This window comes from Nonomuraea sp. NPDC049624 (assembly GCF_040675255.1).
In the GTDB taxonomy this organism is placed as follows: domain Bacteria; phylum Actinomycetota; class Actinomycetes; order Streptosporangiales; family Streptosporangiaceae; genus Nonomuraea.
Window position 1 is genome coordinate 723427 of the sequence record NZ_JBFAOR010000005.1, and the last position, 25477, is coordinate 748903.

Annotated in this window: 23 protein-coding genes; 11 read left to right on the top strand and 12 right to left on the bottom strand. The window is 73.6% G+C overall.

The annotated features are described in order from the left end of the window. The first annotated feature begins 71 nt into the window (after positions 1 to 71). On the top strand, positions 72 to 1238 hold the full coding sequence (locus AB0J76_RS24290; RefSeq protein ID WP_352331056.1) for an acyl-CoA dehydrogenase family protein: 1167 nt from the start codon (positions 72 to 74) through the stop codon (positions 1236 to 1238). A gap of 49 nt (positions 1239 to 1287) precedes the next feature. Here AB0J76_RS24290 and AB0J76_RS24295 read toward each other — a convergent pair whose 3' ends face one another. The 8 genes from AB0J76_RS24295 to AB0J76_RS24330 all read right to left on the bottom strand — a co-directional run bounded on the left by AB0J76_RS24295 (position 1288) and on the right by AB0J76_RS24330 (position 10542). Beyond that, positions 1288 to 1980: a GntR family transcriptional regulator gene (locus AB0J76_RS24295; RefSeq protein WP_364390575.1), complete on the bottom strand. Its 693-nt coding sequence runs from the start codon at positions 1978 to 1980 to the stop codon at positions 1288 to 1290. Positions 1981 to 2263: 283 nt separating this feature from the next. Beyond that, entirely contained in the window at positions 2264 to 3124 is an 861-nt protein-coding gene (gene hpaD / locus AB0J76_RS24300; protein ID WP_352330956.1) for a 3,4-dihydroxyphenylacetate 2,3-dioxygenase, read from the bottom strand. After that, a complete protein-coding gene (locus AB0J76_RS24305; RefSeq protein WP_352330958.1) occupies positions 3124 to 4560 on the bottom strand; it encodes an aldehyde dehydrogenase family protein in 1437 nt (478 codons plus the stop codon). The genes hpaD and AB0J76_RS24305 overlap by 1 nt, the downstream gene beginning before the upstream one ends. After that, entirely contained in the window at positions 4557 to 6044 is a 1488-nt protein-coding gene (locus AB0J76_RS24310; RefSeq protein ID WP_364390530.1) for a GMC family oxidoreductase N-terminal domain-containing protein, read from the bottom strand. The genes AB0J76_RS24305 and AB0J76_RS24310 overlap by 4 nt, the downstream gene beginning before the upstream one ends. Beyond that, on the bottom strand, positions 6031 to 6717 hold the full coding sequence (locus tag AB0J76_RS24315) for an ATP-binding cassette domain-containing protein (RefSeq protein WP_352328226.1): 687 nt from the start codon (positions 6715 to 6717) through the stop codon (positions 6031 to 6033). Before AB0J76_RS24315 ends, AB0J76_RS24310 begins: the two co-directional genes overlap by 14 nt. Next, on the bottom strand, positions 6714 to 7403 hold the full coding sequence (locus AB0J76_RS24320) for an ATP-binding cassette domain-containing protein (RefSeq protein ID WP_352328227.1): 690 nt from the start codon (positions 7401 to 7403) through the stop codon (positions 6714 to 6716). The genes AB0J76_RS24315 and AB0J76_RS24320 overlap by 4 nt, the downstream gene beginning before the upstream one ends. Next, a complete protein-coding gene (locus AB0J76_RS24325; RefSeq protein ID WP_352328228.1) occupies positions 7400 to 9283 on the bottom strand; it encodes an ABC transporter permease in 1884 nt (627 codons plus the stop codon). The genes AB0J76_RS24320 and AB0J76_RS24325 overlap by 4 nt, the downstream gene beginning before the upstream one ends. Beyond that, the gene (locus AB0J76_RS24330) at positions 9283 to 10542 is read right to left on the bottom strand and encodes an ABC transporter substrate-binding protein (protein WP_352328229.1); all 1260 of its coding nucleotides are present in this window, start codon (positions 10540 to 10542) and stop codon (positions 9283 to 9285) included. Before AB0J76_RS24330 ends, AB0J76_RS24325 begins: the two co-directional genes overlap by 1 nt. 278 nt (positions 10543 to 10820) lie before the next feature. Here AB0J76_RS24330 and hpaE point away from each other — a divergent pair, with 278 nt between their 5' ends. Both hpaE and AB0J76_RS24340 read left to right on the top strand, forming a co-directional pair. After that, complete coding sequence (hpaE, locus tag AB0J76_RS24335; protein ID WP_364390533.1) at positions 10821 to 12287, top strand: 5-carboxymethyl-2-hydroxymuconate semialdehyde dehydrogenase; 1467 nt, start codon at positions 10821 to 10823, stop codon at positions 12285 to 12287. A gap of 73 nt (positions 12288 to 12360) precedes the next feature. Next, complete coding sequence (locus AB0J76_RS24340) at positions 12361 to 13455, top strand: glycerophosphodiester phosphodiesterase (RefSeq protein WP_352330074.1); 1095 nt, start codon at positions 12361 to 12363, stop codon at positions 13453 to 13455. 87 nt (positions 13456 to 13542) lie between these two features. Here the strand turns inward: AB0J76_RS24340 and AB0J76_RS24345 are convergent, their stop codons facing one another. Beyond that, positions 13543 to 14382 (bottom strand): DUF1206 domain-containing protein, encoded by an 840-nt coding sequence (locus AB0J76_RS24345; RefSeq protein ID WP_352330076.1) that lies wholly within the window; start codon positions 14380 to 14382, stop codon positions 13543 to 13545. 66 nt (positions 14383 to 14448) lie between these two features. Continuing rightward, entirely contained in the window at positions 14449 to 15237 is a 789-nt protein-coding gene (locus AB0J76_RS24350; RefSeq protein ID WP_352330077.1) for an SDR family NAD(P)-dependent oxidoreductase, read from the bottom strand. Between the two features lie 66 nt (positions 15238 to 15303). Between AB0J76_RS24350 and AB0J76_RS24355 the strand changes: the two genes are divergently transcribed. Both AB0J76_RS24355 and AB0J76_RS24360 read left to right on the top strand, forming a co-directional pair. Continuing rightward, a complete protein-coding gene (locus tag AB0J76_RS24355) occupies positions 15304 to 16074 on the top strand; it encodes a MoaF C-terminal domain-containing protein (RefSeq protein WP_352330079.1) in 771 nt (256 codons plus the stop codon). Positions 16075 to 16086: 12 nt separating this feature from the next. Then, entirely contained in the window at positions 16087 to 16479 is a 393-nt protein-coding gene (locus AB0J76_RS24360; RefSeq protein WP_352330080.1) for a nuclear transport factor 2 family protein, read from the top strand. A gap of 41 nt (positions 16480 to 16520) precedes the next feature. Here AB0J76_RS24360 and AB0J76_RS24365 read toward each other — a convergent pair whose 3' ends face one another. Beyond that, entirely contained in the window at positions 16521 to 17456 is a 936-nt protein-coding gene (locus AB0J76_RS24365; RefSeq protein WP_352327192.1) for a TIGR03619 family F420-dependent LLM class oxidoreductase, read from the bottom strand. Positions 17457 to 17552: 96 nt separating this feature from the next. Between AB0J76_RS24365 and AB0J76_RS24370 the strand changes: the two genes are divergently transcribed. Genes AB0J76_RS24370 through AB0J76_RS24395 form a run of 6 tightly spaced genes read left to right on the top strand, consistent with a single transcriptional unit; the run spans position 17553 to position 24153 of the window. Further along, entirely contained in the window at positions 17553 to 18746 is a 1194-nt protein-coding gene (locus tag AB0J76_RS24370; protein WP_352327193.1) for an ABC transporter substrate-binding protein, read from the top strand. Beyond that, entirely contained in the window at positions 18746 to 19603 is an 858-nt protein-coding gene (locus tag AB0J76_RS24375) for a branched-chain amino acid ABC transporter permease (protein ID WP_352327194.1), read from the top strand. The genes AB0J76_RS24370 and AB0J76_RS24375 overlap by 1 nt, the downstream gene beginning before the upstream one ends. Further along, positions 19590 to 21338, top strand: coding sequence for an ATP-binding cassette domain-containing protein (locus tag AB0J76_RS24380; protein ID WP_352327195.1), 1749 nt, complete (start codon positions 19590 to 19592; stop codon positions 21336 to 21338). Before AB0J76_RS24375 ends, AB0J76_RS24380 begins: the two co-directional genes overlap by 14 nt. Then, the gene (locus AB0J76_RS24385; protein ID WP_352327196.1) at positions 21335 to 22045 is read left to right on the top strand and encodes an ABC transporter ATP-binding protein; all 711 of its coding nucleotides are present in this window, start codon (positions 21335 to 21337) and stop codon (positions 22043 to 22045) included. Before AB0J76_RS24380 ends, AB0J76_RS24385 begins: the two co-directional genes overlap by 4 nt. Next, entirely contained in the window at positions 22042 to 23610 is a 1569-nt protein-coding gene (locus AB0J76_RS24390; protein ID WP_352327197.1) for an amidohydrolase, read from the top strand. The genes AB0J76_RS24385 and AB0J76_RS24390 overlap by 4 nt, the downstream gene beginning before the upstream one ends. 45 nt (positions 23611 to 23655) lie before the next feature. After that, positions 23656 to 24153: a MarR family winged helix-turn-helix transcriptional regulator gene (locus tag AB0J76_RS24395; protein ID WP_352327198.1), complete on the top strand. Its 498-nt coding sequence runs from the start codon at positions 23656 to 23658 to the stop codon at positions 24151 to 24153. Here AB0J76_RS24395 and AB0J76_RS24400 read toward each other — a convergent pair. Beyond that, positions 24128 to 25357: a cytochrome P450 gene (locus tag AB0J76_RS24400; protein ID WP_352327199.1), complete on the bottom strand. Its 1230-nt coding sequence runs from the start codon at positions 25355 to 25357 to the stop codon at positions 24128 to 24130. The two genes, AB0J76_RS24395 and AB0J76_RS24400, sit on opposite strands and share 26 nt — an antisense overlap. Positions 25358 to 25477: the final 120 nt, after the last annotated feature.

Here is a 25477-nt window from a genome sequence, read left to right on the forward strand (position 1 = left end):
TGGACAACCGGGTGGGGACGTGATCTGACGGAGGAAGGACCGCCGACGATCACGAACAGGAGCACCGGGACATGAGCGACAAGCCGCGACTGCACTCAGCCGGCCCCACCCACCTGGACCGCGCCCGCGACCTGCGCCCGCTGATCGAGAGCGAGGCGGCCGAGGCCGAGGCGCTGGGCCGGCTGACCGACCCCGTCGTGGCCGCCCTGCACGAGGCCGGGCTGTTCGGCATCTGGCTGCCCGCCCCGCTGGGCGGCTCGGAGTTGTCGCCGTCGGAGCTGCTCGCCCTCTTCGAGGAGCTGACCTACGCCGACGCCTCGACCGGCTGGGTGGTCATGGCCACCACGCTGGAGAACGGCACGGCGGGCGCCTACCTGGGCGACGACGCCGTCGAGCACATCTTCGGCGGCCCACGCACGCCGCTGTTCGCGGGCCAGGGCACCCGGCCGGGCACCGCCGTGCGCGAGGACGGCGGCTTCCGGCTGACCGGCCGCTGGGGCTTCGCCTCGGCCATGCCGCACGCCCAGTACGTGCACAGCCTGGGCGTCGTGGAGGACACCGGCGAGGAGCGCATCTTCATCACCCCCGCCGAGGACGCCGAGCTGCTCGGCAACTGGGACGTCCTGGGCCTGCGCGCCACCGGCAGCCTCGACTACGCCATCGACGGCGTCTTCGTGCCGGAGTCGCGCACGCATCCGTTCGCCCAGCGGGAGCCCCTGCGCGGCGGCGCGATCTACCGGCTGGGCCTGCTGGACCAGGCGCTGATCGCCCACTCCGCCTGGGCGCTCGGCCTCGGCCGCCGCCTGCTGGACGAGCTGGGCCGGCACGTCGCGGCCCGCGCCGGACGTCCGGGTCAGCTCGCCGTCAGCGACGCCTTCCACACCGGTTTCGCCCGCGCCGAGGCGGCCCTGCGGGCGGCGCGCGCCCTGGTCCGCGAGACGTGGGACGACGTCGAACGCACCCTGGACGCGGGCGGCACGCTGTCCACCCGCCAGGAGACGATGGTGCGGCTCGCGCTCAACCACGCCACCTCGACGCTCACCGAGATCGCCGGGTTCGCCTACGCCTCGGGCGGCACGACGGCGCTGCGCGACGGCCTGCTCCAGCGCCTGTTCCGGGACGCGCACGCGGGCGCCCAGCACATCACCTCGGGCCCGCAGGCGCTGCGGGAGTGCGGCCGCGAGCTGGCCGGGCTGGCCCAGGGCGAGGAGTGGACGCTCTTCACCCTGGAGCCCTGACCCGCGACACCGCCAGAGCCCCCCGCAGGACGGCGGCGCTGCCGGGAGGTCAGTGTTGCCGGGAGACCTGGGCGGTGTGCAGGGCGGCGGCGGTGGCGATCTTGTGGTTGCGGGCCGCCTGCTCGATCACCTCGGCCTCGGCGTCGCCCTCGATCAGGCTCAGCAGGTGGTCGTGCTCCTCCACCGACCTGCGCGCCCGCCCCGGCACGTACGTGAAGCTGGAGCGGCGCATGTGGTCGAGCCGCGCCCACTCCGACTCCAGCAGGGCGTTGAGGTGCTCGTCGGGGCAGTGGCGGTAGAGGGAGAAGTGGAACTCGCGGTTGAGCGCGGTGAAGGAGGTGGGGTCGAACTCCTCCAGCGCCTCCTTCATCCGCTCGTTGATCTCCCGCGACTCCTGGATCTTGGCCGCGTCCATGTGCGGCGCGCAGATGGCCGTGGCGTAGCCCTCCAGCCGGGCCAGCACGTTGAGGGTGTGCTCGACCTGCACCGAGTCGAAGACGGCGACCCGGGCGCCGATGTTGCGCACGACCTCGACCAGCCCGTCGGACTGCAGCCTGCGCACGGCCTCGCGCAGCGGGATCGTGCTGACGCCGGTCTCCCGGGCGAGCTGGTCCATGACCAGCCGGTAGCCGGGGCCGTACGTGCCGTCGAGGATGCGGGCCCGCAGCAGGTCGTAGCTGATCTCGGCCTTGGAGCCCTTGGGCCGCTTGGCCTGGGCCGGTTTTCTCGTGCTGCTCACCATCACCTCTGCAGGACCTTCATGATGGCGTCGCGGAAGCCCGCGCCCGCCGGCGCTTCGACGCGACCGCCCGGAGCCCTCACCGGCTCCGCCCCCGGAGTCACCTCGACGATACGCTGGACGCCCGCTGTCATCCCCTCATCTTGCCCGACCACGAGCACGCGCGGCGCCTGGTCCCCCGCGCGGACGGCCCGTCCGCGCGGGGCGCCGGAGGAGCGGGGGACGGCCCACCGGGAGATCAGCCCCGCCATCCAGAACCTCCGTCTGTCCTATTTCACATATGATTTTAGATCTTATCGTACGCGGGCACGGGGAAGTCCACGACCACCTGTCCGGTTCCCGTCGAGCCGAAGTACGGGCACAACTGCTCCCCCCGCTCCTTGTACGACCGCCACCCCAGCAGCCCGAACAACATCGCCGTGTCCGCCATCGCGCCCTCCCCCGCGCAGCGCACGTTGTAGTCGGGCAACATGTCCAGGAACTCGCCGATGCGTCCTTCGGCCCACATGTCCAGCACGGCCATGTCGATCTTCCGGTTGAGCGGGCTGCTGACCTCGTTGAGCAGCGACTCGGCGGTCTCGTTGGAGGGGAAGGCGTGCGAGAGCGAGCCGCTGGCCAGGAAGGCGACCCGGCGGTCACTCTGCCGGATGCCGCGCAGCAGCGCCTCGCCGATGCGCCGGTTCTCGTCGATCGAGGAGTAGATGTTGCAGCCGATCGGCAGCACCCGCACGGCGGAGTCCTCGTTCATGAAGTGCATCGGCACCAGCGTCGCGTACTCCAGGCCCAGGTCGCGGTAGGTGTGCACGAGCGCCTTCTGCCCACCGGCGGCGATCTCGGCGCGGATCAGCTCGGCCAGCTCGGGGTCGCCCGGATAGTCGTACTCCAGGTCGTGGATGAAGTGCGGCAGCTCGTGGCTGGCGTAGGAGCCGCGGTGGCGCTCCTTGCCGTTGAGGTGGAAGCCGATGCTGTTCATCCAGTGGGTGTCGGCGATCAGGTACGTGTCCACCCCCAGCTCCCGCGCCCGCCTGCCCACCTCGGTGAGCGCCAGCTCGGCGGGCCGCCGGATGCCGAAGTGCCTGCCCGGCTGGATCGACAGCCAGATCGACGGCACATGCGTGATCTTGGCTGCCAGGACGAGCTCTCCCATCACACCCTCCCCAGGTGCGTCCAGACGCCCTTGACCTCGGTGTAGGCGTCGATGGCGTACGGGCCCATCTCCCTCCCCCACCCGCTGGCCTTGTAGCCGCCCCACGTGGTGGCGGCGTCGGGCACATGGATCATGTTGATGAACACGGCTCCCGCCCGGATCCGGGCGGCCAGGCGGTGGGCGGTCGACAGGTCGTTGGTCCAGATGGAGGCGGCCAGGCCGTACTCCAGTCCGTTGGCGCGGCCGGCGATCTCGTCGGGGTCGTCGTAGGCCAGCACCGGGATGACGGGCCCGAACACCTCCTCGCGCGCCACGGCCATGGCGTCGGTCACCTCGGCGAACACGGTCGGGCGGTAGAAGAAGCCGGGGCCCTCGGCGCGCCTGCCGCCGGTGACGAGTTGCGCGCCATCGTACAGCGCGCTGCGGACGTGGGCGTCCACGGCCATCAGGTGGTCCTCGCTGATCAGCGGGCCGAGGTCGGTGGCCGGGTCGAGGCCGGGTCCGACCTTGAGCGCGTCGGCCGCGGCGGCCATCTTCGAGGTGAACTCGTCGACGCGCTTGCGGTCGACGTAGAAGCGCGAGTACGCGGCGCAGACCTGGCCGCTGTTGAACAGCGCGCCCTGGACGTTGCCCGCCACCGCGGCGTCGATGTCGGCGTCGGCCGCGATGATGCTCGGGGTCTTGCCGCCGAGCTCCAGCGTCAGGCGCTTGAGGTTGTCCGCACTGGCGTGCACGAGCGAGCGGCCGACCGCCGTCGAGCCGGTGAAGGAGATCTTGTCCACGCCCGCGTGCCCGGCCAGCGCCGCGCCGGTCTCCGGGCCGCCGGTCAGCAGGTTGACCACGCCGGGCGGGAACCCGGCCAGCGCCATCAGCTCCACCAGCCGGACCGTGGTCAGCGGGGTCTGCTCGGCGGGCTTGACGATCACCGTGTTGCCGCAGGCGAGGGCGGGGGCGAGCTTCCAGGCGGCGATCATCAGCGGGAAGTTCCACGGAGTGATGAGCGCGCACACGCCGACCGGCTCGCGCCGGGTGTAGTGCAGGGTGTCGGGGTACGAGACGGGCAACACCGAGCCCTCGATTTTCGTACACCATCCCGCGAAATATCGGAAATGTTCGGCGGTGCCGGGGACGGTCACGTTCCGCGCCACCGCCAGCGGCTGGCCGTTGTCCCTGGTCTCCAGCTCGGCCAGCTCGTCGGCGTGCTCCTCCACCAGGTCGGCCACCTTCCACAGCAGCCTCGCGCGGGCGGCGGCGGGCATCTCGGCCCAGGCCGGGTCGTCCAGCGCGGCCCTGGCCGCCGCCACCGCGCGGTCCACGTCGGCGGGGCCGGCCTCGGCGCACTCGGTGATCACGGTGGCCTCGGCCGGGTCCAGCGTGGCGAACGTCGCGCCGTCCGCGGCCGGGCCCCAGGCGCCGCCGATGTACAGGCCGGTCATGAGCCGATCTCCTCTCGCACCATGTCCGCGCACCGCTCGCCGATCATGATGGCGGGCGCGTTCGTGTTCCCTGACGTGACGGCGGGCATCACCGAGGCGTCGGCGACGCGCAGCCCGTCGATGCCGTGGACTCTGAGCCGCTGGTCCACGACGGTTCCCATGGCGCAGGTCCCGACCTGATGGTGGTAGGTCACCAAGGTCCTCTCTATGTGCTCGGACAGTTCGCGGTCACCGGGATACAGCTCCGCGCCCGCCCATTCCCGCAGGGCGGCGGCGTGGGCCAGCTCCCGGCACAGCTCGACGGCCGCGCGCATGCACGCGCGGTCGGCGGCCGCCTCCAGGTAGGCGGGGTCGATGTGCAGCGGCGCGTCGGGGTCGGCCGAGGTCAGCGCCAGGTGCCCCCTGCTCTCCGGCCGGACGATCCCGGCCATGAGCGTGAAGGCGTCCGGCGGGCCGGTCATGCCCTCGTCGTACAGGGGGATGTGGAAGAACAGCGGCTGCACGTCGGGGCCGGGCAGCCCGGGGCGGCTGCGCCAGAAGAGCTGGCTGTGCATCGGCTGCAGGCCGGGCATCGCGGGCGGCACGGGCCGCCGGGCGGCCACGATCACCGGGACGAGCGCGTGGTCGTGCAGGTTGCGTCCGACGCCGGGCAGGTCCTCCACCGCCTTGATGCCGTGCCGGCGCAGCTCGGCCGCGTCGCCGAGGCCGCTCAGCAGGAGCAGGCGCGGCGACTCGACGGTCCCGGCGCTGACCACGACCTGGGCGGCGGCCCCGACCTGGTGCAGGCGGCCGTTCTGGCGGTACTCCACGCCCACGCAGCGCCGTCCGCGCAGGAGCAGCCGGCGGGCGCGCGCCCCGGTGCGGATCTCCAGGACGGGCCGGTCGCAGCGCGGGCGCAGGTAGGCGTCGGCCGTGCTGTGCCTGCGGCCGTGCCGGATGGTGAGCTGGCAGAACCCGGCGCCGTCGGGGCGCTCGCCGTTGCAGTCGGGGTTGAACGGCAGGCCCTGCTCCACGGCGGCCGCCACGATCGCCGCGTTGACCTGGTGCGGCGCGTAGTCGGCGATCACCCGTACCGGCCCGCCGACGCCGTGGTGGTCACTGGGCCCGCGGTCGAAGTCCTCCAGCCGCTTGAAGTACGGCAACACCTCGGGGTACGACCAGCCGGGCCCCCAGGCGTCGTAGTCGGCCGGCGCGCCCCTGACGAAGATCATGCCGTTGAGCGAGGACGAGCCGCCCAGCACCTTCCCGCGCGGCCAGTGCGGACGCCGCCCGCCCAGCCGCCGCTGCGGCGCCACCCGGTAGTCGTAGTCCTCGGGGCCGCCCCACAGCCGGAACACCCCGCCGGGGTCGTGGATGTCGGGGTTGACGTCGGGGCCGCCCGCCTCCAGCAGCAGCACGCGCAGCGCCGCGTCGTCGGCCAGCCGGCGGGCCACCGCGGCGCCGGCCGAGCCCGCGCCGACCACGACGACGTCAAAGGTCTCCATCGCCCGCTCCCAGATAGGCCGACCGCAGCCGGCCGCGCAGCTCGTCCGGCGTGCCGTGCAGGACGACCCGGCCCCGGTCCAGCACGTGCACGCGGGTGGCCAGCTCCAGGGCGAGCCGGGTGTACTGCTCGATGAGCAGCACCCCGGCGCCGGCCTCGGCGAGCGCGGCCAGGGCGGGGACGAGCCTGGACACCACGGCGGGGGCCAGGCCGAAGGACAGCTCGTCCACCAGCAGGTACCGCGGCCCGCCGGTGACGGCCTGGGCCAGGGCGAGCATCTGCTGCTGGCCGCCGGACAACGTGCCGGCCCGCCGGTCGCGCAGCCCGGCCAGCTCGGGGAAGGCGGCCAGGGCCGGTCCCGGGTCGGGGCCGGCCACCCGCAGGTTGTCGGCCACGCTCAGCGAGCGCAGCACCCGGTGCCCCTCGGGCACGGCGGCCACGCCCAGCGCCCGGACCCGTTCGGGGCGCAGCCCGGTCAGCTCGTCGCCGTCGGCGGTGACGGTGCCCGCCTCGACCGGCAGCAGCCCGGCCACGGCGAGCACGAGCGTGCTCTTGCCCGCGCCGTTCGCGCCGAGCAGCGCGGTGATCCGGCCGGGCGGCACGTCGAGCGTCACGTCGTGCAGCACCTCGCGCCCGCCTCTGCGCACGCGCAGGCCGCGCACCTCCAGGCTCACGGCGCCTCCCCCAGGTAGGCGGCGCGCACCCGCTCGTCGGCCAGCACCGCCGCGGTCGGGCCGGCCGCGACCAGCCGGCCGAAGTCCAGCACGGCCGTGGTGGCGCAGACCTCGCCGACCAGGGCCACGTCGTGCTCGATGAGCACCACGAGCGCCCCGAACCGGTCCGGCACGGCCGTCACGACCTCGGCCAGCGACCGCGACTCGGCCTCCGACAGCCCGGCGGCCGGCTCGTCGAGCAGCACGATCCTGGGCGTGCCGACCAGGGCGCGGGCCAGTTCGAGCCGCCGCCGTTCCGGCAGCGTCAGCTCGGCCGCCGGGCGTCCGGGGTCGCTCAGGCCGCAGAACGCGAGCAGGCCCTCGTCCGGGCCGCCCAGGTGGTCGGCGGCCAGGCGCAGGTTGCCGGCCACGCTCAGCTCGGCGACCACCTGCTCCTGCTGGAACGTGCGGCGCAGCCCCCACCGGGCCCGCCGGTGCGGCGCGAGCGCCAGCAGGTCGGCGCCGCCGGCCGTGACCCGCCCGGAGACCGGCCGGACGAAGCCGGACAACACGTTGAACAGGGTGGTCTTGCCCGCGCCGTTGGGCCCGATGAGCCCGCACAGGCCGGAGTCGAAGGTCAGGGTGACGCCGTCCAGCGGGCGCACGCCGCCGAAGCGCACCCGCAGGTCCTCGATCTCCAGCCTCATGCGCGCCGCCGCAGGTCCTCTAGCTGCCCGCCGATGCCGCGCGGCGCGGTGACCAGGGCGTGCACGGTGCCCGCGCCGAAGACGACGAGCATGAGGTTGCCGTCGAGCCCGGCGGCGTCGAGGGCGGCGGGCACGACCTGGCCGACCACGCCGGACAGCACCACGCCGGTCAGCCCGTACGCGCCGCCGACCAGGACGACGGCGAACAGCAGCACCGAGTCCGAGGCCCGGAACGAGATCGGGTCCAGCCGCCCGGTGTTGGCGGCCAGCAGCGCCCCCGCGGTCCCGGTGACGAACGCCGCCAGCGCGAACGCCCACACCTTGTACCTGGTCAGGGCCACGCCGACGGCCAGCGCGCCGGCCTCGCCGCTCCTGATCGACGCCCACGCCCGGCCCGGCCGCCCGCGCTGGTGCAGCACGACGAGGACGAGCGCGAGCACCGCGCACAGCACGGCGAACCGGAAGAACCCGGCGTCGGAGGCCGCCATCGAGGGCCGCGGCATGGCCTGCTGCGTCCCGCTGCCCGCCACCCGCCCGAGGAACCCGGGGCCGCCGTCGGGGAACCCGGTCGCCGAGAACGCCACCTGGAACGCCCCGCCGGCCATGAGCGTCACCAGGGCCAGGTCCACGCCGGACAGGCGCAGCGCGGGCAGCCCGTACACGATGCCGACCAGGCAGGTGACCGCCCCTGCCGCCAGCACGACCAGCGGGAACGGCCACCCGGTGGCGAAGGCCAGCCGCAGCGCCACCCAGCCGCCGACGCCGAGCAGCGCCACCTGGCCGAGCGAGACCAGTCCGAGCCGGGCGTACAGCAGGGCGATGCCCGCGGCGGGGATGACGAAGATGACCGCGGAGGTGAGCACCCGCACCCAGTAGCCGTCCACGGCCAGGGGCACGAGCACCGCCAGCGTCGCCGCCCCGGCGGCCAGCCCGAGCACCACGCGCAGCACCGAGCGCGCGTCGCCGGGCGGCAGTGGCCGGGTCCGCGCCGGCAGCGCGTCGGCGGGGCGCACCTCGACCGTGCCGCCGCGCCTGGCCCGCGCCCCGGTGCGCTGCAGCCACAGGATCGCCGCGACGGCCACCGCGAACGGCGCCACCGACCGGTACGGCGCGGTCTGGTCCCACGCCCCGCCCAGGGCCTCGGCCAGCCCGATCGCCAGCCCGGCCGCCAGCGTGACCGGCAGCGACCGGAAGCGGCCGACCACGCCCGCCGCCAGCGAGGCGATCACCAGGAAGGTCAGGGTGCCCGCCTCCAGCCGGGTCAGCGAGCCGAGCACCAGCCCGGTCAGCCCGGCCACCGCGCCGCCCGCGGCCCAGGTGACGGTCTCGACCCGCCGGATGGGCACGCCGAGCAGCGCGCTGATCTCGCGGTCGTCGGCCAGCGCGCGCATGGCGGTGCCGAAGCCGGTCCGGCGCAGCAGCACGGCGGTCCCGGCGGTCAGCGCCACGGCCAGGGCCAGCGCGAGCGTCTGGGTGAGCGTGACGCGCGCGCCGCCCACGTCGAACCCGGCCGTGTCGGTCGGCAGGGTGAGCGTGCGCGGGTCGTCGCTCCACGTCCAGTAGCACAGGCCGAGCAGCACGAGCGCGAGGCCGAGCGTGCACACCGCCTTGACCAGCGGGTCGCGGGCGGCGACGAGCGGGCCGACCAGGCCGCCGTACAGGCCGGACAGCAGCGCCGACAGCAGCGGCGCGGCCGCCAGCGCGGGCACGACCGGCCAGCCGTCCTGCAGGAGCTGCCAGGACAGCAGCGCACCGATCGCGCCGAGCGCGCCGTAGGCCAGGTTGAGCACGCCCGTGGCCCGGTAGAGCACGACGATGCCCACGCCCGACAGCGCGTAGACGGCGCCGAGCGCGAGCCCGCTGATGACGAACGGCAACATCAGCCGGTCAGCCCCGACTGCTTCTCCTCCCGCAGGAGCGGCGCAAGGTCGGGGTCCTGGGTCGGCGTGCAGTCCTTGATCTTCGACCAGCCGCCGCCCTTCATCGTGACGTAGCGGGTGTCGTGGTTGGCGTTGTGGCGGGCGGCGCGGCCGAAGTACCAGGGGGCGCAGAGCAGGTCGCTGCGGAAGCCCTTGACCTGCGACAGTGCCCGGCTCACCGAGGCGCGGTCGATCGTCCCGCCGGTCCTGGTCAGGGTGTCGACGAAGATCTTGGCGGCCAGGAAGCCGCCCTGGGAGAAGGAGTCGCGGGGGGCCTTGTCGTCGGCGTACTCGTCCATGACGCGGCGCCAGAGCTTGTTGTCGGGGGTGCCGGCGTCGAGCATGGTGAACTCGGAGTTGGACACGAAGCCCTCCCAGTAGCTGCCGACCTGGCCGGGGAAGGTGGTGTCGTAGCAGGGCGTCAGGCAGACGAAGGTGACCTTGTCCTTGAGGCCCTGCGCCTGGGCCGCCTTGAGGATGGCGGCGTCGTCGGGGGCGGGGTCCTGGAGGATGATCGCGTCCGGGCGGCCCCGCATGGCTTCGAGGAGCACGGCGGTGGCGTCCTTGACGCCGGGGTCGTGCAGCACGTCGCCGGCCGAGGTCAGGCCCTTGGTCCTGAGGTAGGCGCGCACGCCGTCCTGGGTCCAGTCGCCGACGCCCGGCACCCGGTTGCTGATCTGGGCGACCCTTCTGGCGCCCTTGACCTCGACCGCGTACTGGGCGGCGGCCACGGCGCTGACCCTAGGGCCCGCGTTGACCGGGGCGATGCGCGGCGACTCGAAGCACGCCCGCGGCACGCCGACCGCGAGCACGTCGAACAGCCCGTTCTGCTCCCAGATCGGGCCGGAGACGCCGCAGGCGACGAAGCTGGAGCCGCCGACCAGGGCGACCAGGTCCCGGTCGCCGGCCAGCTTGGTGGCCAGGGCCGAGGCCTTCTGCGGGTTGAGGCCGTCGTCCTCGACCAGGTACTCGACCGGACGGCCGCCGATGCCGCCGCCGGCGTTGACGCAGTCGAAGTACGCCTTGGCCGCCTTGGTGGCCGAGCTGAAGTCGATGCCGCCGCTCGCGGTGACGATCGCGCCGACGGTGATCGGGGTCCCGGTGGCGGGCTCGCCCGTGCCGCAGGCCGTCCTGGCGGCGCCGCCGTCCTGGCTCGTCCCGCAGGCGGAGACCACCAGAGCGATCGCGGCGAACCACACCAGGCGTCGTGGACATCGCATACGCACCCCTCCTCGAAGCGCCGTGCGTCCAGCCCCGATGGACAAATCATGTACGACATCAGATATTTCTGTCCATAGGTTCCCCATGTATCATCGACGATGTCCTATACGATTTCGCGGGGTTGCGAGGGGCCTACCGCTGGGCCTTCGACCTGGGAAACCATCGTGGCGGGGCGGAGGAGGAGTGCCATGAGGTGGCGGTCCGGCCGCACGTCCGACAGGGGATCGATCGCACCCGTGGCCGGGGGGCCGCCGTCCCAGTGCAAGGAGATCGCCCGTTGAACCTGGAGCACTACATCGACGGGGCCCACGTGCCCAGCGTGTCCGGCCAGACGTTCACCTCGCTGGAACCCGCGACCAACCGCCCCGCGCTGACCGTCGCCTCCGGGGACGCCGAGGACGTCGACCTGGCCGTGCGCGCCGCGCTCAGGGCGTTCACCGACGGTCCGTGGCCGCGGATGCCGGGCGAGGAGCGGGCGGCGGTGCTGCGCGGCGTCGCGGCGGCCATCGAGGCGCGCGACGAGCGCATCGCCGAGCTGGAGTGCGGCGACACCGGGCTGCCCATCACCCAGGCCAGGGGCCAGGCCCGGCGGGCGGCGCACAACTTCCGCTTCTTCGCCGACGTCATCAGCAGCCTGGGCGAGGACGTCTACCGCGTCGGCTCGGCCCAGCTCAACTACGTCGTGCGCAAGCCGGTCGGCGTGGCCGGGCTGATCACGCCGTGGAACACGCCGTTCATGCTGGAGACCTGGAAACTGGCCCCGGCGCTGGCGGCCGGCTGCCCGGTGGTGCTCAAGCCGGCCGAGTGGTCGCCGCTCTCGGCCAGCCTGCTGCCGGAGATCATGGAGGAGGCCGGGCTGCCCGAGGGCGTGTTCAACCTCGTCCACGGCATCGGCGAGCAGGCCGGGGCGGCGCTGGTGGCCCACCCCGACGTGCCGGTGATCTCCTTCACCGGCGAGACCGCCACCGGCCAGACGATCATGCGCGACGCCGCCACCGGCCTCAAGACGTTGTCGATGGAGCTGGGCGGCAAGTCCCCGCTGCTCGTCTTCGACGACGCCGACCTGGACCGGGCGCTCGACGCGGCCGTGTTCGGCGTCTTCTCGCTCAACGGCGAGCGCTGCACGGCCAGCTCGCGGATCCTCGTCCAGGACACCGTCTACGAGGAGTTCGTGGGCCGGCTCGCCGAGCGCGCCGCGCGGGTGCGGGTCGGGCCGCCGCACGACCTGGCGACCGAGCTGGGCGCGCTCATCCACCCCGAGCACTACGAGCGGGTCATGTCGTACGTGCGGGCCGGCGTCGAGGAGGGCGCCCGCCTGGTGGCCGGCGGCGGCCGTCCGGACGGCCTGCCCGAGGGCAACTTCCTGGCCGCCACGGTCTTCGCCGACGTGACGCCCGCGATGCGCATCTTCCAGGAGGAGATCTTCGGCCCGGTCGTCTGCGTCACCCCCTTCTCCACCGAGACGGAGGCCCTGGAGCTGGCCAACGCCACCCGGTACGGCCTGGCCGCCTACGTGTGGACCAGCGACCTGCGCCGCGCCCACCGCCTGGCCCAGTCCGTCGAGGCCGGCATGCTCTGGATCAACTCCCAGAACATCCGCGACCTGCGCACGCCCTTCGGCGGCGTGAAGGCCAGCGGCCTCGGCAGGGAGGGCGGCCGGTACAGCATCGACGTCTACACCGAGGCGCACATCGTGCACGTCGCCACCGAGGACCTGCCGATCCCCCGCTTCGGCCTCGGCTGAACCCGCCGGCCGCGTCCATCACTGTGCGCCCGGGCGTAACGTCCGGGCCACCTCGGCGGTCTACCGTGCCCGCATGACGACGCGCAGGTTGTTCGCGAGCGTGCTGGCCGCCGTCCTGGCCGGCGGTACGGTCGCTGTCGTGCTGACCCAGACGCCATCCGCCACGGCCGAGCGCCGCGGCCAGGCCCCCGTCGTGATCGGTCACCGGGGCGCCAGCGCCCACCGGCCCGAGCACACGCTGCTGTCCTACGAGGCGGCCATCGCCATGGGCGCCGACTACATCGAGCCCGACCTCGTCTCCACCAAGGACCACGTGCTGGTCGCCCGGCACGAGAACGAGATCTCCGGCACCACCGACGTGGCCGCCCACCCCGAGTTCGCCGACCGGCGCGCCACCAGGACCGTGGACGGCCGGCCGGTCACCGGCTGGTTCACCGAGGACTTCACGCTGGCCGAGCTGAAGACGCTGCGGGCCCGGGAACGCGTGCCCGACCTGCGGCCGGACAACACCGCCTTCGACGGGCTGGCCGAGATCCCGACGTTCGAGGAGGTCGTCCAGCTGGCGCAGCGGCACGGCGTCGGGGTCTATCCCGAGACCAAGCACCCGACGTACTTCGACTCGATCGGCCTGTCGCTGGAGGAGCCGCTGCTGGAGGTGCTGAACCGGTACCACGTGCGCAAGGCGTACATCCAGTCCTTCGAGACGGCGAACCTGCGCGAGCTGCGCGGACGGACGCGGCTGCCGCTCATCCAGCTCATCACCTCGGGCGGCGCGCCCTACGACTGGGTCGCCGCCGGCAGCACCCGCACCTACGACGACATGGTGACCCCCGACGGGCTGCGCGAGGTGGCCCGGTACGCCGCCGGGATCGGCGTGGACACCCGCCGGGTGGTCCCGGTGGACGCCTCGGGCGCGACGCTGCCCCCGACCACGCTGGTCCAGGACGCCCACCGCAGGCGGCTGGAGGTGCACGTGTGGACGATCCGCAACGAGAACTCCCAGCTTCCCGCCGACCACCGCAGGGGGAACCCGGCCAGCCCGGCCTACCCGCGAGCCACCGGCGACGTGGCCGGCTGGCTGGGCAGGCTCGTCGAGCTGGGCATCGACGGCGCGTTCTGCGACGACCCGGCGATGGGCCGAGCGGTGATCAGCGGGCGCCCCTCCTGACGCGGGCGCGCACACTGACCCGGCGCGCACACGAAGCGGCGGGCCCCCGTGCCGGGGACCCGCCGCGCGTGCGCCGCCCGGGACGCGTCAGGTACGGCGCCAGCGGGACTCGCCGAAGCAGTAGCCCGCGAACAGCAGCAGCCCGAGTGCCACCACCGCGAGCAGCCACGGCCCCACCGGCGTGTCGGCGAAGCGCCGCAGGGTGGCGTCGATGCCGCCCGCCTTGTCGGGGTCGAAGGTGACGGCCGCGTAGCCGACGAAGACGCCGGCGCCGCCGGTGATCACGCCGCGGGCGATGTAGCCGGCCTGGCCGAGCCGTTCCATCACCTTGCGGGCCTTGGGCGACATGCGGCCGAGGTCGAGCTCGCGCTCGAACTTCTTGGTGACGCCCTCGTGGATCCAGTAGATGCCGAGGGCGACGATGCCGAGCCCGATCAGGCCGACGATGACCTGGCCGCCGGGCAGGTCGAGCAGCTTGCTGGTCAGGTTCTGCGACTGCTTGTCGTCGGACTTGGCCTGACCGGCCAGCAGCACGCTCAGCAAAGTCACGCAGATCAGGACGTACACGCCGGTGCGGAAGGCCGACTGCGCGCGGTCACTCGCCTTGCGGTGACTGAACAGCGCCTCCGACGCCTGCCACAACGCCAGCCCGGCGAAGCCCACCGTCATGATCCACAGCAGCACCTGCCCGAAGGGCAGGCCGGCGATGGTGGTGATGGCTCCCGACTTGTCGGCCTGGCGCGAGCCGTCGCCGAAGGCGATCTGCAACGCCAGCACTCCGATCAGCGCGTACAGCACGCCGCGGCAGGCCAGCCCGATGCGGGCCAGCGTGTTCATCGCCGGGCTGTCCGCTGCTCTGCGGGCCGCGTTCTTGGCCTCACGGCCCGCGTCCATGGCGTCGCGGCCCGCGCTCTGTGCGGTGCTCACCGTTCCTCCTGGGGGTTTGCGAAGAACTCCCCTTTGCCCGGGAAACGGCCTTCTAGGCGTGGACGATCAGTCGAAGGCGAGGGTGGGCAGGTCGACGGCGGTGGCGCCGCCGTCGGCCACGACCACGCTGCCGGTCATGACGGCGCTGTCCGGCGAGGCGAGGAACAGGCAGATCGCGGCGATCTCGTCGGCCGTCGCCGGGCGGCGCAGCGGCACGTCCTTGGTGACCAGCTCGTACGCCGCGTCGCGGGTGATGCCGTCCCGGGCGACCAGCACGTCCATCTCCTCGTCGGCCATCGGCGTGCGCACCCAGCCGGGGCACAGGCAGTTGGCCCGGACGCCCTGGGGCCCGTAGTCGCGGGCGATCGAGCGGGTCAGGCCGATGAGCGCGTGTTTCGTCGTGACATATCCAGACACGGCGGGGCCGGCGGCCAGGCCCGCGATCGACGACACGACCACGATCGCCCCCTTCGACCGCACCAGCGCCGGCAGCGCCTCCCGGCAGGTCACGAAGCAGGTGTTGAGGTTGGCGTCGAGGCTGAGCCGCCAGGACGCGTCGTCGGTCTCGCCGACAGGCCCGCCCCCGTGGCCGCCCGCGTTGGCCACCACCACGTCGAGCCCGCCGAAGCGGCCCAGGCACGCCTCGACCGCCGCCCGCGCCTGGTCGGTGTCGGACATGTCCGCGCAGGCCACGGCCGCCGCGTCGCCGAGGTCCGCGGCCACCTCGGCCAGCGGCCCGGGACGGCGGCCGGTCAGCATGACCGAGGCGCCCTCGGCGGCGAACCTGCGGGCGGTCGCCGCGCCGATGCCGGTGCCCGCCCCGGTGATCAGCGCGACCTTTCCCTCGAGCCTCATCGCCTACTCCTTTACAACGGGAAGCTATATGATTTCATAGACGAATTCGTGGAGGAAGGAGCGGCCATGACCGATCGCCCTGCCGGTTGGAAGAACATGGACGATTTCGCGCCCGGGATCGCCACGAACCGCCTTCCGGCCACGTACGCGCTCGCGGGCACCGAGGTGGACCTCACCTTCGACGACGGCAGCAAGACGTCCCTGGCCTTCGCCGGTCGTTACAAGCTGCACGCCGACGGCGGCCCCGCCGAGCCGTACGAGGCCGTGGCCATGCGCGAGGACCTGTTCTACGTGGGCCGCGCGCACGCCGAGCGGCCCCGCGAGTACACGGTCACCGTCCTGCACACCAGCACGGGCCGGGCGCTGCGCGTGGTCTCGGTCATCGCGCCCGAGCCGGTCCCGGGGCAGCCGCGGGTGTCGCAGACGTTCACGCCCGGCGTGATCGAGGGCCGGGAGGTCACCGGCGAGCCGCCCGCGCCGACCCGCGAGCTGATCGGCCGGCGGGCCCTGTACCGCTACAGCCCCGAGCACCTCTACGAGCACGTCTACCTCAGCTCCGAGCGTTACGCCTGGCAGTGCCTGGCCGGCGCGCAGCGCGGCCACGGCGACGTCGACCTGGCCGCCACCTGGAAGATCGCCGACGGCCTGTACGTGTTCACCTTCCGCGAGTTCCGCATCCCGGTCGCGGCCACCTGGCTCTACGACTGGACGGCCCTGCGCACGGTCGGCACCTTCTTCGGCCTGTCGGGCGAGGGCGAGATCCACCACTCCCCCGGCGGCGCGCACATCGAGCCGCTGGGTCAGGTCACCTATCCGGCCGGTGAGGAACCGGTCTGAGGAGAAACACAGATGAGCGACAATCTCGACGCCGTACGCGCCTCCTACGCGGCCTCCGCGGCCGGCGACGTGAACGGCATCGTGTCCCTGCTAGGCCCGCAGGCCCGGTGGACGGAGATGGCCGGCTTCCCGTACGCGGGCACGTACGTGGGGCCGCAGCAGGTGCTGTCGGAGGTGTTCGCCAAGCTGGGCAGCGAGTGGGACGGCTACCAGGCCGAGCCGGAGGAGTTCGTGGACGGCGGCGACGTGGTCGTCGTGATCGGCCACTACAGCGGCACCTACCGCGCCACCGGCAAGTCGATGAGGGTGCGCTTCACCCACGTCTGGCACCTGGAGGACGGCGTGGCCACCCGGTTCGAGCAGTTCACCGACACGGCCCTGGTCCGGGAGGCGCTCGTCCCATGATCCCGTCGCGCGGCCGGATGAGGGCCGGCCGCGCGACGTCCTCAGCCGGTCAGCTCGCCCACGCGCCGCATGACCTCGCGGCAGAACGCGCCCACGCCGTCCGGGTCGTCGATGAACTGCGACGGCTTGATGCAGAACGTGGTGTACCCCTCGGCCATCCGGGCCGGGATGTGCTCCAGGGCGGGCCCGAGCGGCGCGCAGGAGACGGCGTCGGGGAAGACGGCCCGCGTGCCGCCGGCCAGCTCCAGCTCGCCGATGTCACGACCGGCCGCCTTCATGCCGTCGGCCAGGGCCTTGATGTCCTCGGCGGGCGGGTAGCCGAGCGGGTTGAACCCGCTGCCCCAGCGGGTCATCCGGCGCAGCAGCCGGTCGCTCATCCGCGCGCCGCCGAACCACAGCGCGGGCCCGCTCTCCCGGTAGGCCTTCGGCTCGAAGTACACCTCGTCGAACCGGTAGTGCCGGCCGTGGTAGGTGACCGGCGAGTCCCGCCAGAGCAGCTCCCAGATCTCCAGGTGCTCGTCGAGGAGCTCGCCGCGCCGTTCGAAGGGCACGCCGAGCGCGGCGTACTCGTCGCGGCTCCAGCTCACGGTGGGCAGCACGACGAGCCGGCCCTGCGACAGCAGGTCGAGCGTGCCGAGCTCGCGGGCCAGCGCCAGCGGGTGGCGCAGCGGGGCGAGCACCGCGGCGGCGGCCAGGCGCAGCCGGGTGGTGACCGAGGCGACGGCCGCCAGCAGGCCCAGCGAGTACGGCCACGGCGTGAACGGGTCCTGGTTGCCGGGCAGCGCGTACTCGCGGGGGTTGGCCATGCGGCCCCGGGCGCCGGCGTCGGGGCCGAGCACGAGGTGTTCGCTGATCATGACCGAGTCGAACCCGGCGTCCTCGGCCTCGCGTGCCCACCGGACCAGCACCGGCAGGTCGCGGGCCGAGGTCATCGTCCAGTTCTCGGACAGCACGAGTTGCATGCGCGGTTGCTTCATCTTGCATTCATACCCGAACGATCTTCATCAAGCTAGCTCTTGAACCCAATCGTTTGGCACCTTACGATCCCTCCAAAATCCGCAGAGAGGTCGCCCATGATCCCCATGAGGGCACTCGCCGTCCCGCTCGCCGTCCTGCTGCTGGCCGCCGGGTGCGGCCTGTCCGACGACCCGCCGGCCGCCTCGTCCGGCGGCGCCGGCGACGTCATCAAGGTGGGCGGCGTCAGCTCGCTGAGCGGCGCGGTCACCTTCCCCGACTCCTCGGCCGCCGCCAAGGCCGTCTTCGACCGGGTCAACGAGCAGGGCGGCGTCAACGGCCACAAGATCGAGTACGTCAGCGCCGACGACAAGGGCGACCCGGCCGCCGCCGCCCAGGCCGCCCGGGACGTCGTCACCAACCAGGGCGTGGTGGCGCTGGTCGGCTCGGCCAGCCTGCTCGACTGCGCCGTGAACGCCCCCTTCTACCAGCAGTCGCGGATCGTCTCCGTCCAGGGCACCGGCGTCGACCCGACCTGCTTCGACTCCCCGGCGATCTCCCCGGTGAACACCGGCCCGTACCTCAACATGGCGATCAACCTCTACTACGCCTCCGAGGTGCTCAAACGGGACAAGGTCTGCATGTTCCTGGCGATCCTCGGCAACACCAACGACGCCTACGGCGGGGCCGTGAAGAGCTGGACCGCGCTCACCGGCAAGAAGCTCGCCCTGGACGACCGCACGGTCAAGCCGGACTCCGACCCGACGCCGTTCGTGCTGCGGGCCCGGCGGGAGGGCTGCCAGGCGGTCCTGTACAACGGCACCGAGCCGATGGCGATCTCTTGGATGAAGGTCGTCAAGCAGCAGGGCGTCAGCGGGATCGACTGGCTGATGACCACCGCCCCCTACACCGAGGCCGTCGCCAAGGCCCTGGGCGCCGACGGCGACGGCATGTACGCCAACGCCGAGTTCGAGCCGTTCACCGAGGCCGACTCGCCCGCGCTGAAGGACTGGCGCACGCTCATGACCTCCAGGAACGTGCCGCTGACCTCCTTCGGGCAGGGCGGCTACCTGGCGGCCACCTACTTCGTGGACACGCTGAAGACGATCAAGGGCCCGATCACCCGGCAGTCGGTGACGGCGGCCTTCCAGGCGCTCAAGCCCGTCCAGACCCCGATGACCGGCACCCCGTACGAGTTCGGGCAGGCCCCCAGGCACTTCTCCAACCGGGCCGGCAAGATCGTCCAGCTCAGGGGCGGGGCGTGGCACGTGGTCACCCGCGAGTGGGTGCGCTACCCGGGGACGCTCGGCTGATGTTCCAGGGCCTGGTCTCGGGGCTGGCCGCGGGCGGCACGTTCGCCGCCCTCGGCCTCCTGCTCACCGCCATGTACCGGCTGACCGCGACGGTGAACCTGGCCGTCGCGGCGACCGGCGTGGCCGGGGTGTACGTGATGGCCGCGCTCGCCGGGACGGGGTGGCCGTACTGGGCGGCGGCCCTGGCCGGGGTGGCGGCGGGGGCGCTGGTGTCGGCCGGGTGCGGGTTCGTGATGACGCGGTGGTTCGCCGAGAGCGGGCCGCAGACCCGTACCGCGGTGTCGATCGCGCAGCTCATCGGGATCATCGCGCTGGCCTACATCGCCTTCGGCGACGAGCCCCGGGTGCTGCCGAACCCGGCCGCGGGCCGCGTCGCCACGCTGGCCGGCGTCGTGGTGACGCAGGGCGCGGTCGTGCTGCTCGCCCTGGCCGTGGTGATCGGCGCGGGCACCTGGCTGCTGCTCACCCGGACGCCGCTGGGCCTGCGCCTGCGCGCCATGGCCGAGCGTCCGGTGACCACGGAGCTGCTGGGCATCGGCACCAGGGCGCTCACCGTGACCGTGTGGGCCCTGGCCGGCGCGCTGTCGTCGCTGGTGCTGCTGGTGGTGGCGCCCGTGCGGTCGAGCGACATCCTGTCGCTGAGCATGCTCATCGTGCCCGCCTGCGCGGCGGCGCTGCTCGGCGGGCTGCGGCGGCTGGCCGGGGCGCTGGCCGGCGGCCTGGCGCTCGGGCTGCTCGAAGGGGTGCTCGCGGGGTCGGCGGTGGTGCAGCAGTACCGGGACGTGGTGCCGTTCGCGGCCATCCTGCTGATCCTCGTGTGGAGCCGGCGGCGGGAGGTGTGGGATGCGTCCCGCTGACCGGCCGGTGCTGCGGTGGGCGCTCGCCGGCGTCCTGATGGCGGCGGCGGCCTACGGGCTGGCCGCCGGGCTGCCGGCGTACTGGGTGTTCCTGGCGATGTCGGCGGTCATCTCCGGGGTGCTGCTGCAGAGCCTCGGCGTGGTGGCCGGGCAGGCCGGGATGGTGTCGCTGTGCCAGATGGCCTTCGCCGCCATCGGCGCCTGGACCACCGCCCAGCTCAACGTCTGGGGCGTCCCCGGCGGCCTGTACGTCTGGCTGCCCCTCGCGGGCCTGGCCGCCGTGCCGTTCGGGCTGCTCATCGGCCTGCCGGCGCTGCGGCTGCGCGGCGTGCACCTGGCGATCGTCACGCTGGGCTTCGCCGCGACCGTGGACGTCGTGATGGCCGCCAACTCCTTCCCCGGCGTGAGCCGGGGCGTGGTGGTGGGCCGTCCGGCGGGGCTGGCCTCCGACCGCCAGTTCTTCCTGTTCTGCTGCGGCGTCTTCGCGCTGGTGGCGGTGGCGCTGGCGGTGCTGCGGCGGACCCGGCTCGGCGCGTCGTGGCGGGCGCTGAAGGAGTCCGAACGGGCCACGGCGGCGGCCGGGACCAGCGTGCCGGGGGCCAAGCTGAGCGCCTTCGCGGTCAGCGCCTTCATCGCGGGCCTGTCGGGGGCGCTGCTGGCCGGGCAGCTCGCCATGGTGGTCTCGCGCAACTTCGACCCGGGCCAGTCGCTGGTCGCCTACGCGGTGGCCGTGATGGCGGGCGCCCACCACGCGGAGGGCGCGCTCATCGGCGGCGCGCTGGGCGTGCTGGTGAGCGAGCTGCTGCGGCGGTTCGGCGTGCCGCAGCAGTGGGCGAACGTCGTCTTCGCGGTGGGCGCGGTGCAGGCGATGACGCAGGGCTCGGGCATCAGCGACGGCCTGCGCGCCGCCCTGCGCGCCCGCCGTGCCCGCCGCGCCCGCGGGTCCGGCGCCGCGCCGGCCGTGCCCGCCGCGGCGGCTGACCCCGAGCTGCCCGCGCCCGGTCCGGACGGACGGCCGCCGGCGTTGCGGATCGAGGGCGTCAGCGTGCGGTACGGCCAGGTCGTGGCCGTGGACGGCGTCGCACTCACCGTGCTCGCCGGCGAGGTGCACGGGCTGGTCGGCCCGAACGGCGCGGGCAAGTCGTCCCTGGTCGACGCGATCAGCGGGTTCGTGCCCGCCGGCGGCGGCCTGGTCGAGGTCGGCGGCGTGGCCGTCGCCGGGGCCCGGGGCGGCACGGCGGTCCACCGGCGCGCCAGGGCCGGGTTGCGCCGCACGTTCCAGCAGGACCGGGTGCCGGTGGGCCTGTCGGTGCGCGAGTACCTGCGCTTCGCCGCGCGCCGCCCACTGAGCGACGCCGAGCTGGCGGAGTGCCTGGCCGGGCTGGTGGCGGCGGCGCCCGGCGACCCGATCGCCGCGCTCGACGTGGGCAGCAGGCGGCTGCTGGAGGTGGCAGGGACGCTGCTGGCCCGTCCCGCGGTCGCGGTGCTGGACGAGCCCGCCGCCGGCCTCGGCCACGCCGAGAGCGAACGGCTGGGCGCCTGGCTGCGCCGGGTCCCCGCCCGGTACGGCGCCGCCGTCCTGCTCATCGAGCACGACCTGGACCTGGTCAGGGCGGCGTGCACGGCCGTGACCGTGCTGGACTTCGGCCGCGTCATCGCCCAGGGCCCGCCCGCCGAGGTGTTCGCCGAGCCCGGCGTCCTGCGGGCCTACCTGGGCCAGGAGCCCGCCGCGTGAGCGGGCGGACGGGAGGCGACCCCATGGACCTCGTGCTGCGGGACGTGACCGTGGCCAGGGGCGGCCAGCCGGTCGTCAGGAATGTGACGCTGACCGCCGCGCGCGGGCAGGTCACCGTCCTGCTCGGCCCGAACGGCGCGGGCAAGACCACGCTGCTCGAAGCGGTCTCGGGCGTGCTGCCCGCCGCCGGGGGCGAGATCGTGCTCGGCCGGACCACGCTGACCGGCCGGCCGCGCACCCACCGGGCCCGGCACGGCCTGGCGCACGTGGAGCAGGGCCGGGCCGTGTTCGCCACGCTCACCGCGCGCGAGAACCTGGCCCTGGCCGGCGACCCCGGGCGGGCGCTGGAGCTGTTCCCCGAGCTGGAGCGGCGGCTGGACGTGCGGGCCGGGCTGCTGTCCGGCGGCGAGCAGCAGATGCTGGTCCTGGCCAGGGCCATCGGGACCGGCCCGGTGGCGCTGCTGCTCGACGAGATGTCGCTCGGCCTGGCCCCGGGCGTCGTGCGCCGGCTGCTGCCGGTGATCCGGCGGCTGGCCGACGAGGGCTGCGCGGTGCTGCTGGTCGAGCAGTTCGCGCACGCGGCCCTGGCCCTGGCCGACAGCGCGTACGTGCTGGTCCACGGCGCGATCACCTACGGCGGCGACCCGGCGCCGCTGCGCGAGTCGGATGCCGCGCTCAGGCGCGCCTATTTGGGAGCTGATTCATGACGAACGCCGATCTTCTGCTGGTCAACGGGCGGGTGCTCACCATGGACCCGGCGCGGCCGTACGCGACCGGCGTGGCGGTGCGCGACGGCGTGATCGTGCACGTCGGCGACGCCGCCGGGTGGAGCGCGGCCGAGGTGGTGGACCTGCGGGGCCGCGTCCTGCTGCCCGGGATCAACGACTCCCACCTGCACGCCTGCGGCTACGGCCTGACCCGCCCGCCGTTCTGCGTGGACGTGGCGGTGGGGTCGATCGCCGAGGTGCGGGAGCGGGTCGCCGCCGCGGTGCGCGCCGCCGGCCCCGGCGAGTGGGTGCGCGGGATCGGCTGGAACCCCGGCCGGCTGGCCGAGGGCCGGTCGCCGTCCAGGACGGACCTGGACGACGTCGCCCCCCACCATCCCGTCCTCCTCCAGGACTTCTCCGGCCACACCACGTGGGCGAACTCCGCCGCGCTGCGCTTGGCCGGGCTGCCCGACGACGGCGACGGCCTGCTGCACCACGGGGACCAGGGCCTGGTCCAGCGCCTGGTGCCGCCGCCGCCCGGCGGGCTGAGGCGGGTGCTGCGCGAGGTGGTGGCCGAGCTGAACCGGGCCGGGATCACCAGCTTCACCGAGCCGGGCCTCGGGCCGGGCGGCGGTGAGGCGTTCGCGGGCGGCATGGGGCCGGGGGTGCTGGGCGCGTACGCGGAGCTGGCGCGGGCCGGCGAGCTGACCGCGCGGGTGAGCGTGCTGGGCCTGCCGAGCCCGATGTCGGGCGCCTCGGTCGCCGACACCGCCGCCTACCTCGACCGCCTGCCGGACGACCTGGACGGCGTGGACGAGCGGCTGGTCCGGCTGCTGGGCGTGAAGGTGTTCGCCGACGGGATCCCGCCGTCGGAGACGGCCTGGATGCGGGAGGCGTACCCGTCGGGCGGGCACGGCTCGCTGTGCACGCACGGCGGCACGGACGCCGAGCGGGTCGCCGAGCTGGACGAGATCCTGCGCCTGGTGCACGTGGCCGGCCTGCAGGCGGGCGTGCACGTCGTGGGCAGCCGGGGCGTGGACGCCGTCGTGGACGCACTGGCCGCGATCTCCCGCGAGCACCCGAGGGCCGACCCCCGCCACTACGTGATCCACGGCCAGTTCGCCTCGAAGCAGGCGCTGGCCACGCTGGGCGAGCTGGGTTACGGGATCAACCTCCAGCCGGTGCTGCAACGCGTCGAGTCGGGCACCACGCGCGAGCTGTTCGGCGCGCGGGCGGCCGAGCAGGAGTGGCCGGCCCGCTCGGCGATCGACGCGGGCGTGCTGACCGCGTGCAGCTCCGACGCGCCGGTGACCGCGCCGGACTGGCGGGCGGGCGTGGCGGCGCTGGTCGCCCGCGACGGCGAGGGCATCTCGCTCGCCGAGGCCCTGGCCACCTATACGATCGCCGGAGCGCGGCAGGACTTCGCCGAGGGCTGGAAGGGCACGCTCACCCCGGGCAAGGTCGCCGACCTGTGCGTCAGCGCGGCGACGGCGGACGACGACGTCGTGGCCGCGCCGGTGGACCTGACGGTGTTCGGCGGCCGGGTCGTTTGGTCCCGTTCGTGAGCGGCGGACGTGAAGATTGTTAGGTACCGAATATACTTTCGTGCCATGACGGGACACCACACGCTGCGCCAGACCGAGGAGGCCATCGGCCAGCGGCTGGGCGACCTCAACATCGACTTCGAGGCCATGTGGGCGGTGTCGAACGTCTACCGCGCGTCCTCGGCCATCCGCAACCACCTGGAGCAGACCGTCCTGCGCGACACCGGCCTGACCTGGACGGGGTTCGTGGTGATGTGGGTGGTGTGGATCTGGGGCGAGAGCGAGACCCGCCACGTCGCCGCCGAGGCGGGCATCTCCAAGGGCACGCTCACGGGCGTGGTCAAGACCCTGGAGTCCTACCGGCACCTGCGGCGCTTCCCGCACCCCACGGACGGCCGCCGGGTCATGCTGGCGCTCACCGCGACCGGCGAGCGGCTGATGCGCGAGCTGTTCCCGGAGTTCAACCGGCAGGAGGCGTTCGTGGTCAAGGAGCTGGACAGCGATCAGCGGCGCGAGCTGGCCGGCTCCCTGCGGCGCGTCATGGAGCACCTGGAGAGCATCTGACCGGCAGCTCCTTGATGCCGTTGACGAAGTTCGAGCGGATCCTGCGCACCTCGCCGGCGAGCTCGATCGACGACAGGCGCGGCAGCAGCTCCTCGAACAGCACCCGGATCTCCAGCCTGGCCAGCGCGCCGCCGAGGCAGTAGTGCGGGCCGCCCCTGCCGAACGTCAGGTGCTCGTCGGCGTCCCTGCCCACGTCGAACCGGTAGGGTTCGGGGAAGACGCGCTCGTCCCTGTTGCCCGAGGCGTACCACATGACGACCTTGTCGCCGGCGGCGACGCGGCGGCCGTGCAGGGTGACGTCGCGGGTGGCGGTACGGCGGAAGTGGTAGACGGGCGAGGCCCAGCGCAGGAACTCGTCCACGGCCCGCGGCATCAGCGCCGGGTCGGCGCGCAGCCGGTCGAGCTGGGCGGGGTGCTCCATGAGGGCGAGCATGGCGTGCGAGACGGCGTGCCTGGTCGTCTCGTTCCCGGCCACGACCAGCAGCAGGAAGTAGTTGTCGAAGTCGCGGTCCGACAGCGGCCGGCCGTCCACGGGCTCCTGGTTGACGAGCCGGCTGACCAGGTCCGTGCCCTGGCCGCCGCGGCGGCGGGCGGCCAGCTCGCGGCCGTACTCGAAGACCTCCAGGGAGGCCGGGCTGCGGAAGGGCAGGTCCTTGAACTCCTCGCTGTCGCGCAGGCGTTCCGGGTCGGTGTTCTCGATGATCTGGTTGCCCCAGTCGATGAGCCGCTGGGTGTCGGGCACGTCGAGCATGCGGGCCAGCACGTTGATCGGGAAGTCGGCGGCGACCTCCTTGACGAAGTCGAACTCGCCCTTGGGCAGGGCGGCGTCCAGGGTCGTGGCGGTCAGGCCGCGCAGGAACACCTCGTAGCCTGCCACCGCCCTGGCCGAGAAGTCGCGCAGCAGCAGCCGGCGCAGCGCGTGGTGGCGCGGGCCGTCGGTCTCCAGCAGGGAACGGCGGATCGCGGCCTGCCGCTCGTCCACCTCCTCCAGGTTGGTGAAGCCTTCGGAGGTGAACGTCTCCGGGTCGCGGCCGACGGCCACGATGTCGGCGTGCCTGGTGACCGCCCAGAAGCCCCTGCCGTGCCCGTGCTCGTCCTGCCAGTGGACGGGCGACTGCTCGCGCAGCACGTCGAACATGCGCCACGGGGTCACTCCGTCGGTGAACCGGCCGGGGTCGGCGAGGTCGACGTCTGCCAGGCGCATGACTCTCCTTCACCTTGTTCGGCCACAAACATTACGGCTGGCGACTTATCCGGACAAGGGTTGTCGTGGGGTCGTGCGGAAGCGAATGAGCTGTGCGGCCGGCGGGCCGTCGCCCTGAGC